The following is a 17,024-nucleotide window of genomic DNA, read 5'->3' on the forward strand; positions in this document are numbered from 1 at the left end:
CATCGACCCCACCCGCACCACCCCGGGCGCCCCATCGACCCCACCCGCACCGGCCCGGACGCCGGATCCGTCCACGGCCCCGCTCCGCCGGGAGGGTGACGGGCTACGGCAGATCGGTGAGGTCGACCTCAACCGGGTACGGCACCACGGCCTTGACCAGCCCGGTGAACACCTCGCCAGCCCGGTACGACCGGCTCGCTTCATCCAACAGGTACGTGTGCACGACCGGCACCCGGCCCGCCGCCTGCTCCACCCGCCAGTAGTAGGGGATGCCCGCCGTGGCGTACTGGTCCAGCTTGACCACTCGATCGGTGGTCTCCGAGCCCGGTGAGACAACCTCGACCAGCAACAGCACGTGCTCCGGTCTGGTCAACGGCTCGTCGAAGGTGTCCGCGCGGTAGACCACCACGTCGGGCCGACGGTTGTTGAGCGGCGCGTCCGGCAGCCGCACGTCGAAGCCGGTGTCCGCGATCCACTCCTCACCGCCCGCCCCATCAAGGGCATTCGCCAAAAGACGCCCGAGCCGGTTGTGGCGCTTCGATGCGCCCGGACTCACAACGACCATCCCGTCGACGATCTCGATGCCCGCGCACTGTTCCTCCGTCCAGGAGTCGTACTCCTCACTGGTGATCTGCCGGTGCATCCACTCGGGTGCGATCATCTCGGCCGTCACGGCGTACCTCCCCGGTCTCATGAGGGGCCTGTGCTGTGCGCCACAGCCAGGTGCAACGCGGTGACAACTTCGGATGGTTCGGGGGCTGTTCGATATCCTCGCGGCGGGTGGCGGCGTCGTGGCCGCCGGGGGTGGAGGCGAGGGCCGTATGAAGTCGTCCGAGGAGCCGGCACAGGAGGCTTCCTGGCAGTGGGACGGGGAGGCGGACGGCGCGGCCGAGACGCCCGGCGACGTGATCGGCGGGGGCGGGGGCGGTCCCCGGCTGAGCCGGCGCGGGTTGCTGGTCGGGGCCGGGGTGCTGGCCGTGGGCGGCGCGGCGTGGGCGGTCACCGGCGCGCAGGGCGACGGGCCGGCACCGCAGCCTCAGCCGACCGCCCTCGCGGGGCCGACGCCGCTGTGGACGTACCGGGGACCGGAGGCGACGACCCCGGAACGGCTGCTCGTGCCGCCGGACCGGCCGGTCTTCCTGTCCAGGGCCGGCCTGCGGGCCCTCGACCCGGGCGACGGCGGCCCGAAGCGGCTGCTGAGCTTCGACCCGCCGCCGCCCAAGGACTGGCCGAGCGACCTCGAACGCCCCGCCGGAAACGTCGTGGTCTCGCGCGACTACCTCTACACCGCCACCTCCCGGGGCCACCTGGACGCCCACCACCTCACCGACCCCACCGCCGGTTGGAGCCTGCCGCTGCCCGACGATCTCCCGGGCGAGCTCCAGCTCACCGCCATGGCCGCCGGCGTCCTCTACGGCTGCGTCCTGGGCTGGCCCCGGGCGAACGGCACCGTGCCGAGCAGCCGGCTCTTCGCCGTGGGGCTGGAGGAACGGTCCCTGCTGTGGTCGCTCGCGATCGACCGTCAGGAGCGGCCGCTCGCCCGCGCCTCCGGCTACGGCGACCACCCGCTGGCCTGCGGCCGGTCCCTGGACACCGGCACCGAGCTGGTGGTCCGGGACGCGGCCACCGGCCGTGAGCTGTGGACCGCCCCGGCCGGCGGGGACCTGAGCTGGTGCACCGCCGTCGGGCAGGAGTTCCTCGTCCCGGACGGCAGCGGCGGTGTGCGCCTGCTGGGCGCCGACGGAAAGCCACGGTGGACCCACTCCCCCGCCCGGGGCGAGTCCTGGCGGGCGCTGGCGCCCGTCCCGGACGCCGTCCGGGTGTTCGTCCCGCGTGACGACGGCGTCGTCACCTGCCTCGACACGTCCGAGGGCCGGGTGCTCTGGTCCTGCAAGCTGCCGTTCCTGCTGGACCGCCGCAGCCGTCCGCTGCTCGACGGCGGCACGCTGTACGTCCCGGGGCCGGCGGCGGGCGGGGTCAGCGCGATCTACACCGCGACCGGCGTGCTGGGGTGGACCTTCCGCGATTCCGGCCCCGGCCGGAACGTCTGGAACCTCGCCTCCGGCGGGGGCCGGCTCTACGCGGGCCACGACGAGGTCCTGCACGCCCTCCCGCTGACCTGAACCGACCCGACCGACCCGATCCGACCGATCCGACCGGCCCCGCCCTCGGCGGCCCGACCAAGCGACAGGATGGCCCGGTGCAGGTACGCCCCATCTCCCCCGACAAGCTGGCCGAGCTGCTCGCCGACCGGATCACCGAACTGCCCGGCGCCGGCGAGCGGTGGCTGCGGATCGCCGTGGACGGCGCCGGGCCCGCCCGGCCCGAACTGCTGGCCGACGCCCTGGTGGAGCCGCTGCGGCTGCGCGGCCGCCCCACCCTGCGGGTGTCGGCGGCGGACTTCCTGCGCCCGGCGTCGATCCGGCTGGAGTACGGCCACCACGACGCGGACGCCTTCCACGACCTCTGGCTGGACGACGGCGCCCTGCTGCGCGAGGTGCTGGACCCGCTGGAGCCGGGTGGCAGCGGCCGGGTGCTGCCCTCGCTGCGCGATCCGGCCACCGACCGCTCGACCCGAGCCCCGTACGTCCGACTCCCGCCCGGCGGCGTGCTGTTGTTGGACGGCGCGCTGCTGCTCGGCCGCTGGCTGCCGCTCGAACTGACCGTCCACCTCGCGCTCTCTCCGGCCGCACTGGCCCGCCGCACCCCGGCCGACCGGCAGTGGACACTGCCCGCCTTCGCCCGCTACGAGGCGGAGACCGGGCCCGCCGAGGCCGCCGACCTCACCGTGCGGGTGGACGACCCGCGGCACCCCGCCCTGGTCGTGCGGCCGTGACGGCCGGGGCCGGTCCGCGCTGGCAGTAGGGGCACCAGAACACCGCGCGGTCCCGTGGGGCCTCGCCCTGGCGGCCGGTCAGCACGGGCGTGACGCAGCGTGGGCAGGGCCGCCCGGCGCGGCCGTAGACCCAGTGCCGGTAGCCGGGCCGGCTGTCACCGGTGGTGATGTGGCCGGGGCGCAGCTTGTTGGCGTCGAGCATCTGCCGGGCGCGTTCCACCAGCCGGTCGGGGTGCGGGACTTCGCCGACCTCGGTCCACGGGGTCACGCCGGCGACGAAGCACAGTTCGTTGGCGTAGACGTTGCCGATTCCGGCCAGGTTGCGCTGGTCGAGCAGGGCCTCGACGAGTGGCCGGGCCGGGCGGGCGGTGAGCCGGCGGACGGCCTCGACCGGGTCCCAGTCGGGGCCGAGCAGGTCCGGGCCGAGGTGGCCGACGGCCCGGCGTTCCTCGGTGGTGCGCAGCAGCTCGACGACGGGCAGCCGGTAGCCGACGGCGGTGCCGTGCTTGGTGCCGAGGACGGCACGGATCTGGAAGGCGGGGCCGCCGGTCCAGCGCTCGCCGGGGCGGTAGACCTCCCAGTGGCCGTCCATCCGCAGGTGGGTGTGCAGGGTGAGGCCGCCGTCGAGGCGGGTGAGCAGGTGCTTGCCGCGCGGGCGGACCTCCAGTACCCGGCGCCCGGCGAGGGCGGCGGTGGCGTGCGCGGGCACCCGCAGCTCGGCGCTGGTCAGCAGCTGCCCGGCGAGGGCCTCGTGCAGCCGGGCCGCCACGCGGTAGATGGAGTCACCTTCTGGCATGACTCCATTCTGGTCCGCGTGGCGGCCCGGCGCGGCGCCGCCCCCGGTGGCCGCTCCGCTACTCCTCGGCCGTCCGGCCCTCGCGCACGACGACCACCGGGCAGGGCGCGTGCTCGGTGACGTGGCGGCTGACCGAGCCGAGCAGGACGCCGGAGAAGCCGCCGAGGCCGCGGCTGCCGACGACCAGCAGCGCGGCGCCCTTGGCGGCCTGCAGCAGGGCGCCCGCCGCGTTGCCGGGCAGCACGTTGCGGGTGACCGGCACGCCCGGGTCGGCGCCGACCACCTTGGTGACGCTCTCGGAGAGCGTCTGGCCGGCCAGCACCTCCGGGTTGAAGGAGACGTCGGTGGGGGCGGCCGTCCCACCCCAGCCGTAGAAGACGGGGTACTCCCAGGCAGCGACGGCGTTGACGGTGCCGCCGACGGCCTTGGCGTAGTCGACGGCCCAGCGCAGCGCCTGCTCCGAGGCGGGCGAGCCGTCCACGCCGACGACGATCCGGGGTTTGCCACTCATGCGGTTACTCCTTCACTTGGTCCGGGGTGGTCCTGCTGGGTTCCGACCCACCGAACAGATCGAATCGGACGAGCGGTCGATGTCCGCCGGGCCGTCCGGGTGATTCGCCGCGCTGCCGCGGACCCGGCGGCCGACCTCAACTGCGGTAGGCCGACCAGGCGTCGGACATCCGCTGGGCCTGCCCGGGGGTGAACCCGCTCATGCAGGAGTCGTAGCTGTAGTCCATGAAGTTGTGGATCGGGTCCAGCCCGCCGCCGGGGCAGCTGTGCCGGCCCTCGGGGCAGCCGTAGGCGGCGCCGCGCTCGGGCGGGGTGTCGTCCACGTAGTCGCCCGGGGGCAGGCAGCCGCCCTGGAAGGTGTGGAAGAGGCCGAGCCAGTGGCCGGTCTCGTGGGTGGCGGTGTTGCCCTCGTTGTAGTGGGTGGCGGGGCCGCCGGGCAGCGAGTCGTCCAGGACCACCACGCCGTCGTCGGCCGGGTCGGAACGGTAGGCGTTGGGGAAGGTCGACCAGCCGAGCAGGGACTGCCCGAGGTGGGCGGTGTAGAGGTTGAGGGTGCCCTGGTCGCCCTTGCGCAGGGCGCTCTTCATCGCCCTCTCGGCGCCGGAGCCGGGGGTCATGCCGGTGTACCAGCCCGCGTTGTCGGTCCAGTCGGTGCCGACCAGCTCGAAGTGGAACCGGGTGGGGGCGTTGCCCTCGCCCTGGCCGCCGTAGGTCGCGTTGAGGTGGTCGATCTGGGCGGTGACCACGCCCCCGTCCAGCCGGCCGGCGTCCCCGGAGTGGATCACGTGGACGTACACCGGGACGGTGGTCGGGGCGGCGGCCAGCTGGACGTGGGCGGGGCCGAGCTCGGCGAGCCGGTGGTCCAGGTCCGCCTGCATCGCCCGGGCCTCGCCGACGCTCACCGCGTTCGGGTCCCGGCCCGCCTGGCTGCCGGCCGGCTTGCGCGCGGCGGCGTCGGCGTCAGTGCCGGCGGCGGCGCAGACCGCCGTCGCCACCGCACGGTGCGCGGCCGGAGCGGCGAACTGGCTCAAACCGGCCGCGGCGACCAGCGCGGCGGCGCAGGGGAAGAGGCGGGGGGCACGTGAGCGCACCCGGGCAGTACGGCGCATCAGCGCTCCTGACGGGGAAACAGGGGAGTTGCCGGGGGGTCGGCCGCGCCTCGGGGACGCCCACCGGCGACCGGCGCCCGGCGGCGGCCCGCCCGAGACTACGACGCCGGGAAGTCGATCTCCCGCAGGGCGCGCGCGGAGGCCCGGTCGAGTACCACGGCCGACGCACAGCCGGCCGGCGGCCGCCCCTGCTCCGTCCCCTCGCCCAGCAGCAGCCCGCGCAGCCGGGCGGCCGCGCCGCGGTGCCGGGCGAAGGCGTAGCGCGAGACCCACCGCCCGCGCCGCCGCTGCCCGGCCCGGGCCTCGGCCGGGTCGGCGTCCAGCAGCAGCAGGTGCACCCGGCGCCCCTGCCGGGCGGCGGCCCGGACCAGCCAGGTCCGGACGAAGGGCAGCGTGCCGCAGTCGTGCACCGCCAGTGCCCCGCCGTCCAGCACGGCCCGGCGAAGCCGCCGGTAGTGGGCGAGCCGGGCCAGCGGGCGGTACAGCGCGTACGGGAGGCCGCCGGGCAGCCGGGCCGCGTACTCCTCGCGGACCACCTGGGAGTCGACCAGCGGGGCGCGGACGCAACGGCGCATCAGGGTGCTCTTGCCGCTGCCGGGCAGTCCGGTGACCACCAGCAGGTCACCGGCGGGGTAGTGCAGGGCGGCCGGGCCGGGGCCGCGCAGCTCGTGCACTCCGGTGCGGACCACGCGTACAGGACGGTCCCCGAGGCGACGGCCCCCGACGCGACGCTCTGCGACACGACGGCCCCCGGCAGCGCGGGGCGGCGGCACCCGTGGCGCCGCCGCCCGCGGTACTCGTGTGCCCGTCACCGGCCCTCTGCCCTCCGCTCCCGCCGCCGTTCCCCTCCCCGTAGCATGGCGGATGGCCAAGAACGAGTAAAGACCCGTGGTCAGAGCGGGGGCGAAGGGCCGCCGCCGGATCCGTCAGCCCAGCTGCGGGGCGACCCGGGACGCGACCAGCTCCAGGTGGTCGAGGTCGCCCAGGTCGAGCACCTGGAGGTAGACCCGCTCGCTGCCGACCGCCGCGTACCGGCCGAGCTTCTCCACGACCTCGTCCGGGGTGCCGGCCAGGCCGTTCTCCTTCAGCTCGGCCACCTCGCGGCCGATCACGGCGGCCCGGCGGGCCACCTCGGCGTCGTCCCGGCCCACGCAGAGCACCAGGGCGTTGGAGTACACCAGCTCGTCGGCCGATCGGCCGGCCCGCTCGACGGCGGCCCGCACCCGGCCGAACTGGGCCGCGGTGTCGTCCACGGAGGCGAACGGCAGGTTGAACTCGTCGGCGAAGCGGGCCGCCAGCGCCGGAGTGCGCTTTGGACCCAGGCCGCCGACCAGCACCGGGATGCGCTCCTGGACGGGCTTGGGCAGCGCGGGCGAGTCGGTCAGCGTGTAGTACTCGCCGGCGAAGTCGAAGGTGTCGCCGAGCTTGGTCCGCCACAGCCCGGTGATGATCTCCAGCTGCTCCTCCAGCCGCCCGAACCGCTCTTTCGGGAACGGGATGCCGTACGCGGCGTGCTCGGCCTCGTACCAGCCAGCGCCGAGGCCGAACTCGACCCGGCCGCCGCTCATCGCGTCGACCTGGGCGACCTGGATCGCGGTGACGCCCGGCAGCCGGAAGGTGCCGGCCGTCATCAGGGTGCCGAGGCGGATGGTGCTGGTGTCGCGGGCCAGGCCGGCCAGGGTGATCCAGGCGTCGGTGGGGCCGGGCAGGCCGTCGACGTCGCCCATCTTCAGGTAGTGGTCGGAACGGAAGAAGGCGCTGAACACGCCGAGCTGCTCGGCGGTGCGGGCGACCGAGAGGAGGGTGTCGTAGCTCGCGCCCTGCTGGGGCTCGGTGAAGATGCGGAGATCCATGCGGGCCATTCTGGTACGGACCGCCCGTTCGGGAACGCAGGGAACCGGCCATGCCACGGAACGTCCCGAAGGTGGCCAAGGTCTCAGCACGGAACCGTCACGGCCCGGCTCGCCCCCTCGGCGGCTCGCCTACCGTGGACGGATGTTCGCGACCCCCGACGAGTCCTTCCGGCGCTCCCCCGACGAACCGGCCGGCTGCCCGCTGCCCGGCATCGTGGCCGCCTTCACGCCCCGGCTGGCCGAGTTCGCCTTCGAGCCCGGCTTCGTCGCGGCCGTCGACCAGCACGCGGCGATGCTGCGCGAACTGCTGTACGCCCAGGGGCCGGAGCTGGCGCCCCGGCCCCTGGACCGTGAGGAACTGTCGGACTACGCGCTGGGCTTCCTGGACGCGCTCACCGAAATCGGCTGGCGGGAGCCGGTGGGCTACGACTACGCCGTCACCCGGCTGACCGCGATCTGCTGGCTGGTGCGCGACCAGGGCCTGCTGGAGGTCTGAGGACCGCCGCCTCGGCTGAGGACCGCTACCTCGGCTGGTCGCCCTCGGTCCCCGGCGGATTGCCCGGGCCGGCCTGGGTGGTCGGCCGGACCGGCTGGTTGGTCAGCGCGTCCGAGCGGCCCGCCTGGTACGCGGTGCCGCGCAGCCGGGCGGTCTCCTGCTCGGCGTTGTCCAGCCACCGCTCCCAGCGCTGGCGCATCGGCATGATCAGACCGCCGCCGACACCGACCACCAGCACACCGGTGACGGTGGCGAGCGCGGCGATCAGCACCGGACCGGTGACCGCGGTCGCGATCCCGGCCTGGCCGAGCGCGGCGATCACCCCCAGCGCCACGATGAACGCCCAGGCCACGGTGGAGACCGTACGGCCGTACGAGGTGCCGGAGAGCGCGTTGCCGACGATGTCGCGCACGCCGTTGGCGATGGCCATCGCCACCACCACGATCGCCACCGCGACGATGCCCCTGGGCAGCCAGGCGACGATGCTGTGGATCATCACGCTGATCGGGTTCGGGCCGAAGACGCCGAACGCCAGCTGCAACGCCATCAGCAGGATCGCGTAGTAGACGATCTTGCAGAGGATGCCGGTCATGTCGTACTTCGAGCCGCTCAGGTAACGGGCCATCCCGGCCCGCTCGGCGACCTTCTCCGAGCCGACCCGGCGCAGCACGCGGTCCAGGAGCCGGGCGATCGCCTTGGCCACGAACCAGCCGATGGCCAGGATCACCAGGAAGGCGATGAACTGCGGAATGACCTTGGCGATCTTGCCCCAGGCCTGGGTGAAACCCGACCCGAAGTCGACGGAGAGTGCGAGCTGCTGAGCCACGGAGTCCTCCACTCGGTGCCACGGCGCCACGAGCGGCGCAGGCGACCCCCCACCCTTCGTGGATAGCAGCAGCCCGCCCCGCCCGCGCGCGCCCGGGTGTCCGGGATGGTCCCGTCGGGTGAACACCCCCGCCGTCCGCACGCGTACAGTGGCGGTCCAGACCGAGAGGTGAGGGGCCACGGTGACGGAGCCGGACGGTGCGCAGGTGATCGGAAGCGACACGGACACGGGCACGGTGCTACACCGGGCGCTGCAGTGGCGGGTGCGCCCCGCCACCCCCCGGGCCGCCGTCCTCGTCCTCCACGGCGGCGAGGAACACAACCTCACCCGGCCCCGGCGCCTCAACCTCCCCCTGCTGCGCATGCACGGCTTCCTGCGCGCGCTCACCAGGGAGACCGCGGCCGACGCGATCGCCATCGGCACCGTCCGCTACCGCCACCGCGGCTGGAACGGCGCCCGCGCCGACGCCGCCCGGGACGCGCTCACCGCCCTCGACGACCTCACCGAGACGCTCGGCCCGGTGCCGACCGTCCTGGTCGGCCACTCCATGGGCGGCCGCGCCGCCCTCCGGGCCGCCGGCCACCCCACCGTCACCGGCCTGGTCGCCCTCGCCCCCTGGTGCCCCGCCGAGGACCCCTGCGACCAGCTCGCCGACCGTGACGTCCTACTCCTGCACGGCGACCGCGACACCGTCACCGCGCCCGCCGACACCCGCGCCTTCGCCGCCCGCAGCCGCGCCGCCGGCGCCCGGGTCTGCGGCTACACCGTCGCCGGCAGCGGCCACGCCATGCTCCAGCGCATCCCCGACTGGCACCGCGCCACCACCCGCCTCACCACCGCCCTCCTCGGCCTCCACCCCCTCCCTGCCGAAACCGCCTCCGCCCTCGCCCTCCCGCCCACCTCCCCCGAGGCCCTCTCCCTCCTCCTCCCCCGCCAACCCCGCACCGCCCCCGCCCACGCCTGAGCCCGCCCGACCCCCGCAAGGGCGCGGGAGCCACACCCACCCCCACCCCCGGGGGAGCGGTCGGGTGGATGTGCTCGATTCGCGTCGGCGGGTGGCGCCGGGTGCCAGGGCCTGTCCTCACACTCCCGGCTGCGGGGCGGGGGCGGGGAGGCGGCCGGCCAGGAGGGCGTGGCCGAGGGGGGTGGGGCGGTGGGTGACGGTGCGGCCGGTGCGGTCCTTGGTGGTGAGGCCGGAGTCGGCGAGGACGGTGGCGTGTTCGCTGGCGGAGGCGGTGGAGATGCCGAGGAAGCCCGCCAGGTCCTTGGTGGAGCACGGTCCGTGGGTGGCGATGGTCTCCAGGGCGGCGGCGCGGGTCTGGCCGAGCAGGGCGGTGAGGGTGCGGCTCGGGGTGGGTTCGGGCTCGGGCTGCAAGGGGCCGCCGATCCTCGCCGGGTAGAGGAGGACGGGCTGCTGCCGCGGGTCCTCGAAGCGGGCGATGACGGGCCGGCGGGGGCCGAACACGCAGGGCTGGAGCAGTAGTCCGCGGCCGTCCAGCCGCAGGTCGTGCCGGCAGCCGCCGACCAGCGGGAAGCTGAGCACCGGGCGGCGCCAGGACAGCGCCGGGTGCAACGAGGCGAGGACCTGGTCCGGTTCGGTGATCCGGCGGCGACGGCCGTGCTCGGTGGTGACGATGGTCTCGATCTGCCGCCGGTAGGGGTCGATCGCGCGGGTCTGGTAGTCGGCGGTGACGTTGCCGAGCAGCTTCCTGGCCTGCCGGTCGCCCGCCGCCACGCCGCGCGCGAAGGCGCTCAACTGCCGTTCCCCGCCCACCGATCGCAGGTGGCCGCGGAGCGGCTCCTCGGGCGCCTCGGCGGTGGCGCTCTCGGTCGCGCCGGGGTCGCGGCGGACGGTGAGGAACTCCGGGATCGCCGAGGAGGTGTAGAGGTCGAAGAGCAGCGCGGTGCGCGGGTTCCAGGAGGCCCGCAGGCGGTTGCGCCAGACCTGGAAGCGCGGATCGCAGCGGCCGCTGACCAGGGCGTGCACACTGAGGGACAGTTCCATCGACATGTCCGGGCGCTCGGCCACCCGGGTGCGGTCGAGGTCGTCCGTACCGAAGAAGATTCGCAGCACGGACAGGATCGTCACCCCGCCGGCGGCCGGACCGCAACACCGTTCGGCGAGAACCGAATCCCTTGCCCCGCGGCCACGGCCCGGGCAGGCTCGGGGGCCCGGCCGGGTGCCCCGGGTGACGGACCGGGGCACCCGGCCGACGTACGGGCCACGGGCACGGGCCCGCCCACCGGGCCCGGACCGCGTCCCACTTAAGGACGTGGCGGGCGGTCAGCCCAGTTCGGCCGCGGACTCCACGACGACCCCGTAGAGGTCCCCGATGGTGGCGAGCGCGCCCTGGTGGATCTGGGCGGCGGTGAGCTCCGCGGCGCCGGACCGCAGCGGGCGGGTGGCGCAGGCGTCGGCGACCACGGTGGGGCGGTTGCCGCGCAGGAAGGCGCCGGCGGTGGTGAAGGCCACGCACAGGTGGGTCATGAACCCGGCGATCACCACGTCCTGGTTGCCCGCCGCGTCCAGCAGCTCGCCCAGCTCGGTGCCGACGAAGGCGTCCGGCGCCTGCTTGACCACCACCCGCTCGCCCTCGGCCGGGGCCACGCTCGGGTGGATCCGCCCGATCTCGGCGCGGATGTCGTACGGGGTGCCCTCGCCGCCGTCGTTGATCACGTGGACGACGGTGGCACCGGCCGCCCGGGCCCGGGCGAGCAGGTCGGCGCCCGCGTCCAGGGCCTCGCGCCAGCCGGTCAGCTCCATCACGCCACGCGTGTACGCGTTCTGGTAGTCGATCAGGACGAGGGTGGCCGCGGCGAGCGGGGCGGGCTGGTCGTCGAGGCCGTTGAGGGTGCGCAGGGTGGTGCTGGGCATGGCTGTGCCGCCTTCGTGATTCGGGGGGTGTCTGCGCAGGTCACGCCTGGTGCGGCCTGCCGCTGGAAACGCTACGGGCGGGCCCGGCATGGCGGCAATGCCGTCTAACATGCAGATTCCGACATCAGGGGCGGCACAGAGGGGGAGCCCGTGGAGAGCGCGCAGCGGCTGATCGTCATCGTCCTGTTCGAGGGCGTGGACCTGCTGGACGTCACCGGGCCGCCGGAGGTGTTCTCGCTGGTCCGGCGGGAGAGCGGGGACACCACCGGCTACCGGGTGGTGCTGGCCGCCGAGACCTCCGGCCCGGTCACCACCGCCGCCGGGGTGCGGATCCTGCCCGACCTCACCTTCGACCAGGCCGCCGCCGCGGGCGGCATCGACACCCTGCTGGTGCCCGGGGCCGTGGAGGTCGACGAGGCCCGCAGGGTCCGGGCGCTGACCGACCCGGCCGTGGTCGAGCACGTCCGGACGCTGGCCGCCCGCTCGCGCCGGGTCGCCTCGGTCTGCGTCGGCGCCCACCTGCTGGCGGCCGCCGGGCTGCTGGAGGGCAAGCGGGCCACCACCCACTGGTCGACGGCGGGCCAGCTGGCCGCCGAGTACCCCGGGATCGAGGTCGACGCCGACCCGATCTTCATCCGCGCGGGCGAGGTGTGGACGGGCGCGGGCATCAGCGCCTGCCTGGACCTCTCGCTCGCTCTGGTCGCCGAGGACTTCGGCGAGGAACTCGCCCTGCGGGTCGCCCGGCAGCTGGTGATGTACCTCAAACGCCCCAGCGGCCAGAGCCAGTTCAGCGTCCCGCTGGAGCCGGTCTCCACCACCCGGCGGATCGAGGAGCTGCGCCACCACGTCCTGCGCAACCTCTCCGGCCGGCTCACCGTGCCGGAACTCGCCGCCCACGCGCACCTCAGCGAACGGCAGTTGGTCCGGATCTTCAAGACCGAACTGGGCACCACGCCGAGCGCCTACGTCGAGTCGGCGCGGGTCGAACTCGCCCGCCACCGGCTGGAGTCGGGCGACGACACGCTCGAACGCATCGCCACCGCCTGCGGTTTCGGCACCACCGACACCCTGGTGCGGGCCTTCCGCCGCCGGCTGGACACCACGCCGACGGACTACCGGCAACGCTTCCGCACCGGCCCGGACACGGCCAAGACCACGACCACGGACACGGACACGGACACGACCGTCGCACCGCCGGCAGCAGCGCTGCCGGCCGTCACACCGCCGGCAGCCGCACCGTGAACACCGTCCGGCCGGGCCGGCTGGCCGCCTCGACCGTGCCGCCGTGCGCCTGGACCACGGCCCGGACGATGGCCAGGCCCAGCCCGGTCGAACCGGTGGCGCGGGAGCGGGCGCGGTCGCCCCGGACGAAGCGCTCGAAGACCCGTTCCAGCAGCTCCGCCGGGATCCCCGGGCCCTCGTCGACGACACTCAACTCCACCTGATCGGCGGCGAGTTCGAGACGCAGTTCGACCGCCGTACCGGCCGGGGTGTGGGTACGGGCGTTGGCCAGCAGATTGGCCGCCACCTGGCTCAGCCGGTGCTCGTCCCCGCGCACCAGCACCGGCTCCTCCGGCAGCACCAGGCGCCAGCGGTACTCGGGGCCGGCCGCCCGGGCGTCGGCCACGGCGTTGAGCGCGATCCGGGTGAGGTCCACCTCCTCCTCCGCCAGTGGGCGGCCCGCGTCCAGGCGGGCGAGCAGCAGCAGGTCCTCGACGATCGTGCCCATCCGCAGCGCCTCGGCGTCGATCCGCTCCAGCGAGTGCCGCACCTCGCCGGGCACCTCGCCGGGGTGCCGCAGCGCCAGCTCGGCATGGCCGCGGACGGCCGCCACCGGGGTGCGCAGCTCATGGCTGGCGTCGGCGGCGAAGCCGCGCAGCCGCTCCTCCACCGCGTGCCGACGGGCCAGCGCGTCGCCGACGTGGCCGAGCATCCGGTTGAGCGCCGCGCCGACCCGGCCGACCTCGGTGCGCGGATCGTCGTCCGGCACCCGCTCGGCAAGCAGCACCTCGCCGCTGGCCAGCGGCAGCGCGCTCACCCGCTCGGCCATGCCCACCACCCGGCGCAGCGGGCGCAGCGACCAGCCGACCCAGACCGCCCCGGCGGCGCCGGCCGCGGTGACGGCGATCGCGAAGACGGTCAGTTCGAGGGTCTCCAGCCGCTCCACGGTGTCCTCCGCCGGGCGCAGCGGCAGCCCGCTGACCAGCACGTCGCCGTCCATGCCGGCCACCGCCCGGACCCGGTAGCGGCCCAGGGCGCCGCCGAGGTCCAGGGTGCGGGCCGGGCCGCCGGCCGGCAGGGCGGCCAGTGCGCGTTGCCGGTCGGGGGTGAAGGAGACCCGGTCGTCCGCGTCGTCGGGGTGGTCGACGTCGTCGGCGTCCCCGTCGACCACCCCGGCGGCGGTGACCCGGCCGCCGAGCAGCCGCACGCCCAGGGTGCCGGGGGTCTGGGCCCGGGTGTCGGGGCCGGAGCCGGCGCCGGTGTGCTCCAGGCTGGCGGCGTAGCGGCCGCCGGCCTCGGCGAGCTGCTGGTCGAGCCGGTCGACCAGGAAGTGGCGCAGCGCGGCGGCGGTGGCGAAGCCGACGGCGGCGCAGGTGACCACCAGCAGCACCAGCAGGCCGGCGATCAGCCGGGCGCGCAGGGTGCGGGGCAGCAGTTTGCGGAGCGCCGGTCGGCGGGGCAGCATCCTGCGGAGCGCGGCCGCTCCGGTGCGGACCGTCACTGCGCGGCCTTGATCAGGTAGCCCGCGCCGCGCACGGTGTGGATCATCGGGCTGCGGCCGGCGTCCAGCTTCTTGCGCAGGTAGCTGATGTACAGCTCCACGATGTGCGCCTGCCCGCCGAAGTCGTACGACCAGACCGCGTCCAGGATCTGGGCCTTGCTGAGCACCTGCCGGGGGTGGCGCATCAGGTGGGCGAGCAGCGCGTACTCGGTCGGGCTGAGCTCGATGGTCTCGCCGCCGCGGGTCACCTCGCGGGCCCGGTCGTCCAGGACGAGGTCGCCGAGCACCAGGGCGTGCGCGGGCGGGCGGCGCGGCCCCTCCGTCGGGGCGGCGCGGCGCAGCAGCCCGCGCAGCCGCACCATCACCTCGGCCAGGCTGAACGGCTTGGTCACGTAGTCGTCACCGCCCGCCGCGATGCCCGCGATCCGCTCCTCGACGGCGTCCCGGGCGGTCAGGAACAGCACCCGCACCTCGGGCTGGGCGGCGTGCACCCGGCGCAGCACCTCCAGGCCGTCGAGGTCGGGCAGCATCATGTCGAGCACCACCGCGTGGGGCCGCCACTGTGCCGCCTCCCGGACGGCCTCCAGGCCGGTGGTCGCGCCGCGGGCCTGCCAGCCCTCGTAGCGGACGGCGCCGCAGACCACCTCCACCAGGTCCGGCTCGTCGTCGACGACCAGGACGCGCCAGTCCGGGCGGTCGTCCCGGCGGTCGTCCGCGCGCTCGCCCGGGCGGTCGTCCCGGCGGTCGGCGCTGTCGTCCATGCTGCTCCCTCGGCTCGGTGGCGGACGGCGGACATTCTGGCCCGCCGCGATGAGAAACCCGTGAGATCGCCGAACCTGGTTCGTGAACCCTCACATGGCCGCTGACCTGCGGCGATGGTGCCCCCTACGGGCTTGGGGGGCGGACTCCCTCAGAGGTGACTCAGAGCTTGCGGTGCCATCGTGGACCGCCCCGGCGGGGCCGTGCCGCCGCCGGGAGCCAAGGAGGATCCGCGATGAGCACTGCCACCGTACCGAAGTCCCGGCAGGCGCCCGCCGGCCCGCGTCACCGGGCCGCGGCCCGCCCGCCGCTCGCGCTGCCGCCGGGCGCGGCGCTCGGCCTGATCGCCGCCGGCGCACTCGGCGTGCTCGGCCTGTGGTGGGTGAACACCGCCGCGGTGGTCGGCGCGGCCGGCTGGCTGACCGGCGCCGGGCGGATCGCCGGACTGCTCGCCGGGTACGCCGCGCCGGTGCTGCTCCTGCTGATGGCCCGGCTGCCGCCGGTGGAACGCGGGGTCGGCGCCGACCGGCTGGCCCGCTGGCACGCGTACGGCGGCCGCTGGCTGGTCGGCCTGGTCACCGTGCACCTGCTGACCGTGATCTGGGGCTACGCGCTCACCGACGGACGCGGGCCGGTCGGCGAGGGCGTCGAGATCGTCTTCCACTACCCCGACATGCTCAAGGCCACCGCGGGCACCCTGCTGATGCTCGGCACCGGCGCGGTCTCCGCCCGGGCGGCCCGGCGCCGGCTCTCCTACGAGACCTGGTACTACCTGCACCTGGCCACCTACCTCGCGGTCGCACTCGCCTTCGCCCACCAGCTGACCACCGGCGCCGACCTCGGCGGCGGCCCCGGCCGGGCCGGCTGGTACGCGCTCTACTTCGGGACGGCGGCCCTGCTCGGCTGGTACCGGCTGCTGTGGCCCTGGCTGCTCGACCGGCGGCACGGGCTGAAGGTGGCCGAGGTGCGGCCGGAGGGCCCCGGCGTGGTGTCGCTGTTCCTGTCCGGCCGGCGGCTGGACGAGCTCCGCGCCGAGCCCGGCCAGTTCTTCCGACTCCAGTTCCAGGCCCCCGGACTGCGCTGGGCCGCCAACCCGTACTCGCTGTCCGCACCGGCCCGCCCCGACTTCCTCCGGTTCACCGTCAAGGACCTCGGCGGGCACAGCGCCGCCGTCGCCCGGCTGCGGCCGGGCACCAGGGTGCGGGCCGAGGGACCGTACGGGGCGTTCACCGGACGGCGGCAGCGGCAGCGCCGGGTGCTGCTGCTCGGGGTGGGCGTCGGGATCACCCCGCTGCGGGCGCTGTTCGAGACCCTGCCGGGCGAGGTCACCCTGGTACAGCGGGCCCGGCGCGCCGAGGACGTGCTGTTCCGGGCCGAGCTGGCGGAGGTCGCCCGGCAGCGCGGCGCGGTGGTGCACGAGCTGCTCGGCTCGCGCGAGCAGGTCGGGGACCTCGGCGCGGCGCTCGCCCGGCTGGTGCCGGGGCTGGCCGAGCACGACGTCTACCTGTGCGGGCCCGAGGCCGTCACCGAGGAGGCCGTGCGCGCGCTGCGGGCGGCCGGGGTTCGGGCGGGGCGGATCCACCACGAGTCCTTCGTCTTCTGAGCCTGATTCCGAGCTTGATCCCGAGCTCGATTCCCCGCCTGCTTCCCCGCCTGCTTCCGAGCCTGCTTCCGAGCCTGAGCACACCAGGAGTTGTCCATGCGCCGAGCCGTCGTCACCAGTGCCGCCACCGCTGCCGGGGTGGTGCTGCTGCTCTCGCTCAAACCGCACCAGGCGACCGGGTCCGCGCCGGTGATCAGCTCGGGAGCGGGATCCTCGTCGGGGTCGGGCTCGTCATCCGGGACCGGCTCCGGGACCGGCGCCACATCGGGCTCCGGGACCCCGGGTGCCGCCGACACCTCCGCCTCCCCCACGTCGGCGCCCGCGCCCGCCGGCGGCGGTGCCACCCGGAAGATCAGCGGGGACACCGTCAACACCCGGTACGGGCCGGTGCAGGTGCAGGTCACCCTCGCCGGGAGCCGGCTCACCGGCGTCGACGTGGTCAAGTACCCCACCGAGGACCGCCGGGACCGCGAGATCAACACCGACGCCCTGCCCACCCTCAACCAGGAGGCGATCTCCGCGCAGAGCGCCCAGATCGACGCCGTCAGCGGCGCCACCTACACCAGCGACGGCTACATCCGCTCGCTGCAGAGCGCCCTCGACCGGGCGAAGGGCTGACCGCCGGTGCTGCGGCACGCC

18 protein-coding genes are annotated in these 17,024 nt (G+C 75.2%); 7 read left to right on the forward strand and 11 right to left on the reverse strand.

From position 1 onward, the window contains the following. Positions 1 to 103 precede the first annotated feature (103 nt). Positions 104 to 673: a Uma2 family endonuclease gene (locus ACZ3YL_RS31840; protein WP_465660685.1), complete on the reverse strand. Its 570-nt coding sequence runs from the start codon at positions 671 to 673 to the stop codon at positions 104 to 106. Between the two features lie 148 nt (positions 674 to 821). Here ACZ3YL_RS31840 and ACZ3YL_RS31845 point away from each other — a divergent pair, with 148 nt between their 5' ends. After that, complete coding sequence (locus tag ACZ3YL_RS31845) at positions 822 to 2,123, forward strand: outer membrane protein assembly factor BamB family protein (protein ID WP_465660687.1); 1,302 nt, start codon at positions 822 to 824, stop codon at positions 2,121 to 2,123. 77 nt (positions 2,124 to 2,200) lie between these two features. Continuing rightward, positions 2,201 to 2,836 (forward strand): nucleoside/nucleotide kinase family protein, encoded by a 636-nt coding sequence (locus ACZ3YL_RS31850; RefSeq protein ID WP_188304136.1) that lies wholly within the window; start codon positions 2,201 to 2,203, stop codon positions 2,834 to 2,836. On the opposite strand, the gene ACZ3YL_RS31855 is transcribed toward ACZ3YL_RS31850, so the two are convergent. From ACZ3YL_RS31855 to ACZ3YL_RS31875, 5 genes are all read right to left on the reverse strand, one after another. Next, the gene (locus ACZ3YL_RS31855) at positions 2,784 to 3,632 is read right to left on the reverse strand and encodes a DNA-formamidopyrimidine glycosylase family protein (protein WP_465660689.1); all 849 of its coding nucleotides are present in this window, start codon (positions 3,630 to 3,632) and stop codon (positions 2,784 to 2,786) included. The two genes, ACZ3YL_RS31850 and ACZ3YL_RS31855, sit on opposite strands and share 53 nt — an antisense overlap. Before the next feature lie 58 nt (positions 3,633 to 3,690). After that, complete coding sequence (locus ACZ3YL_RS31860; RefSeq protein WP_465660691.1) at positions 3,691 to 4,143, reverse strand: universal stress protein; 453 nt, start codon at positions 4,141 to 4,143, stop codon at positions 3,691 to 3,693. Positions 4,144 to 4,279: 136 nt separating this feature from the next. Further along, positions 4,280 to 5,251: a zinc metalloprotease gene (locus ACZ3YL_RS31865; protein WP_465660693.1), complete on the reverse strand. Its 972-nt coding sequence runs from the start codon at positions 5,249 to 5,251 to the stop codon at positions 4,280 to 4,282. Between the two features lie 98 nt (positions 5,252 to 5,349). Continuing rightward, entirely contained in the window at positions 5,350 to 5,940 is a 591-nt protein-coding gene (locus ACZ3YL_RS31870) for an AAA family ATPase (RefSeq protein WP_465660695.1), read from the reverse strand. Between the two features lie 237 nt (positions 5,941 to 6,177). Beyond that, complete coding sequence (locus ACZ3YL_RS31875; RefSeq protein WP_188306116.1) at positions 6,178 to 7,104, reverse strand: LLM class F420-dependent oxidoreductase; 927 nt, start codon at positions 7,102 to 7,104, stop codon at positions 6,178 to 6,180. 142 nt (positions 7,105 to 7,246) lie between these two features. Between ACZ3YL_RS31875 and ACZ3YL_RS31880 the strand changes: the two genes are divergently transcribed. Next, on the forward strand, positions 7,247 to 7,600 hold the full coding sequence (locus tag ACZ3YL_RS31880) for a DUF6401 family natural product biosynthesis protein (RefSeq protein WP_188306115.1): 354 nt from the start codon (positions 7,247 to 7,249) through the stop codon (positions 7,598 to 7,600). A gap of 25 nt (positions 7,601 to 7,625) precedes the next feature. Here the strand turns inward: ACZ3YL_RS31880 and ACZ3YL_RS31885 are convergent, their stop codons facing one another. Further along, positions 7,626 to 8,426, reverse strand: coding sequence for a membrane protein (locus tag ACZ3YL_RS31885; RefSeq protein ID WP_465660697.1), 801 nt, complete (start codon positions 8,424 to 8,426; stop codon positions 7,626 to 7,628). A 205-nt stretch (positions 8,427 to 8,631) separates the two neighbouring features. Between ACZ3YL_RS31885 and ACZ3YL_RS31890 the strand changes: the two genes are divergently transcribed. Further along, positions 8,632 to 9,390: an alpha/beta hydrolase gene (locus ACZ3YL_RS31890; protein ID WP_465660699.1), complete on the forward strand. Its 759-nt coding sequence runs from the start codon at positions 8,632 to 8,634 to the stop codon at positions 9,388 to 9,390. 117 nt (positions 9,391 to 9,507) lie between these two features. On the opposite strand, the gene ACZ3YL_RS31895 is transcribed toward ACZ3YL_RS31890, so the two are convergent. Both ACZ3YL_RS31895 and ACZ3YL_RS31900 read right to left on the reverse strand, forming a co-directional pair. Further along, positions 9,508 to 10,500, reverse strand: coding sequence for an ArsR/SmtB family transcription factor (locus tag ACZ3YL_RS31895; RefSeq protein WP_188306113.1), 993 nt, complete (start codon positions 10,498 to 10,500; stop codon positions 9,508 to 9,510). A gap of 210 nt (positions 10,501 to 10,710) precedes the next feature. Further along, positions 10,711 to 11,301: an isochorismatase family protein gene (locus tag ACZ3YL_RS31900; RefSeq protein WP_465660701.1), complete on the reverse strand. Its 591-nt coding sequence runs from the start codon at positions 11,299 to 11,301 to the stop codon at positions 10,711 to 10,713. A 150-nt stretch (positions 11,302 to 11,451) separates the two neighbouring features. Here ACZ3YL_RS31900 and ACZ3YL_RS31905 point away from each other — a divergent pair, with 150 nt between their 5' ends. Then, entirely contained in the window at positions 11,452 to 12,543 is a 1,092-nt protein-coding gene (locus ACZ3YL_RS31905) for a GlxA family transcriptional regulator (protein ID WP_465660703.1), read from the forward strand. Here ACZ3YL_RS31905 and ACZ3YL_RS31910 read toward each other — a convergent pair. Next, positions 12,518 to 13,987: a sensor histidine kinase gene (locus tag ACZ3YL_RS31910; protein WP_465660740.1), complete on the reverse strand. Its 1,470-nt coding sequence runs from the start codon at positions 13,985 to 13,987 to the stop codon at positions 12,518 to 12,520. The two genes, ACZ3YL_RS31905 and ACZ3YL_RS31910, sit on opposite strands and share 26 nt — an antisense overlap. A 32-nt stretch (positions 13,988 to 14,019) precedes the next feature. After that, positions 14,020 to 14,784 (reverse strand): response regulator transcription factor, encoded by a 765-nt coding sequence (locus ACZ3YL_RS31915; protein ID WP_465660705.1) that lies wholly within the window; start codon positions 14,782 to 14,784, stop codon positions 14,020 to 14,022. Positions 14,785 to 15,017: 233 nt separating this feature from the next. On the opposite strand from ACZ3YL_RS31915, the gene ACZ3YL_RS31920 reads away from it, so the two are divergent. Further along, complete coding sequence (locus tag ACZ3YL_RS31920) at positions 15,018 to 16,385, forward strand: ferredoxin reductase family protein (RefSeq protein ID WP_465660707.1); 1,368 nt, start codon at positions 15,018 to 15,020, stop codon at positions 16,383 to 16,385. A gap of 96 nt (positions 16,386 to 16,481) precedes the next feature. After that, a complete protein-coding gene (locus tag ACZ3YL_RS31925; RefSeq protein ID WP_465660709.1) occupies positions 16,482 to 17,003 on the forward strand; it encodes an FMN-binding protein in 522 nt (173 codons plus the stop codon). Positions 17,004 to 17,024 lie beyond the last annotated feature (21 nt).

This window comes from Kitasatospora sp. NPDC023176 (genome assembly GCF_055560495.1).

What these genes read in the sequence shown, in the direction of transcription:
- ACZ3YL_RS31915 (WP_465660705.1), bottom strand. Translation starts at nt 14,784, where the DNA reads ATGGACGACAGCGCCGACCGCCGGGACGACCGCCCGGGCGAGCGCGCG.
- ACZ3YL_RS31855 (WP_465660689.1), bottom strand. Translation starts at nt 3,632, where the DNA reads ATGCCAGAAGGTGACTCCATCTACCGCGTGGCGGCCCGGCTGCACGAG.
- ACZ3YL_RS31865 (WP_465660693.1), bottom strand. Translation starts at nt 5,251, where the DNA reads ATGCGCCGTACTGCCCGGGTGCGCTCACGTGCCCCCCGCCTCTTCCCC.
- ACZ3YL_RS31925 (WP_465660709.1), top strand. Translation starts at nt 16,482, where the DNA reads ATGCGCCGAGCCGTCGTCACCAGTGCCGCCACCGCTGCCGGGGTGGTG.
- ACZ3YL_RS31880 (WP_188306115.1), top strand. Translation starts at nt 7,247, where the DNA reads ATGTTCGCGACCCCCGACGAGTCCTTCCGGCGCTCCCCCGACGAACCG.
- ACZ3YL_RS31845 (WP_465660687.1), top strand. Translation starts at nt 822, where the DNA reads ATGAAGTCGTCCGAGGAGCCGGCACAGGAGGCTTCCTGGCAGTGGGAC.
- ACZ3YL_RS31875 (WP_188306116.1), bottom strand. Translation starts at nt 7,104, where the DNA reads ATGGATCTCCGCATCTTCACCGAGCCCCAGCAGGGCGCGAGCTACGAC.
- ACZ3YL_RS31910 (WP_465660740.1), bottom strand. Translation starts at nt 13,987, where the DNA reads ATGCTGCCCCGCCGACCGGCGCTCCGCAAACTGCTGCCCCGCACCCTG.
- ACZ3YL_RS31860 (WP_465660691.1), bottom strand. Translation starts at nt 4,143, where the DNA reads ATGAGTGGCAAACCCCGGATCGTCGTCGGCGTGGACGGCTCGCCCGCC.
- ACZ3YL_RS31900 (WP_465660701.1), bottom strand. Translation starts at nt 11,301, where the DNA reads ATGCCCAGCACCACCCTGCGCACCCTCAACGGCCTCGACGACCAGCCC.
- ACZ3YL_RS31920 (WP_465660707.1), top strand. Translation starts at nt 15,018, where the DNA reads ATGAGCACTGCCACCGTACCGAAGTCCCGGCAGGCGCCCGCCGGCCCG.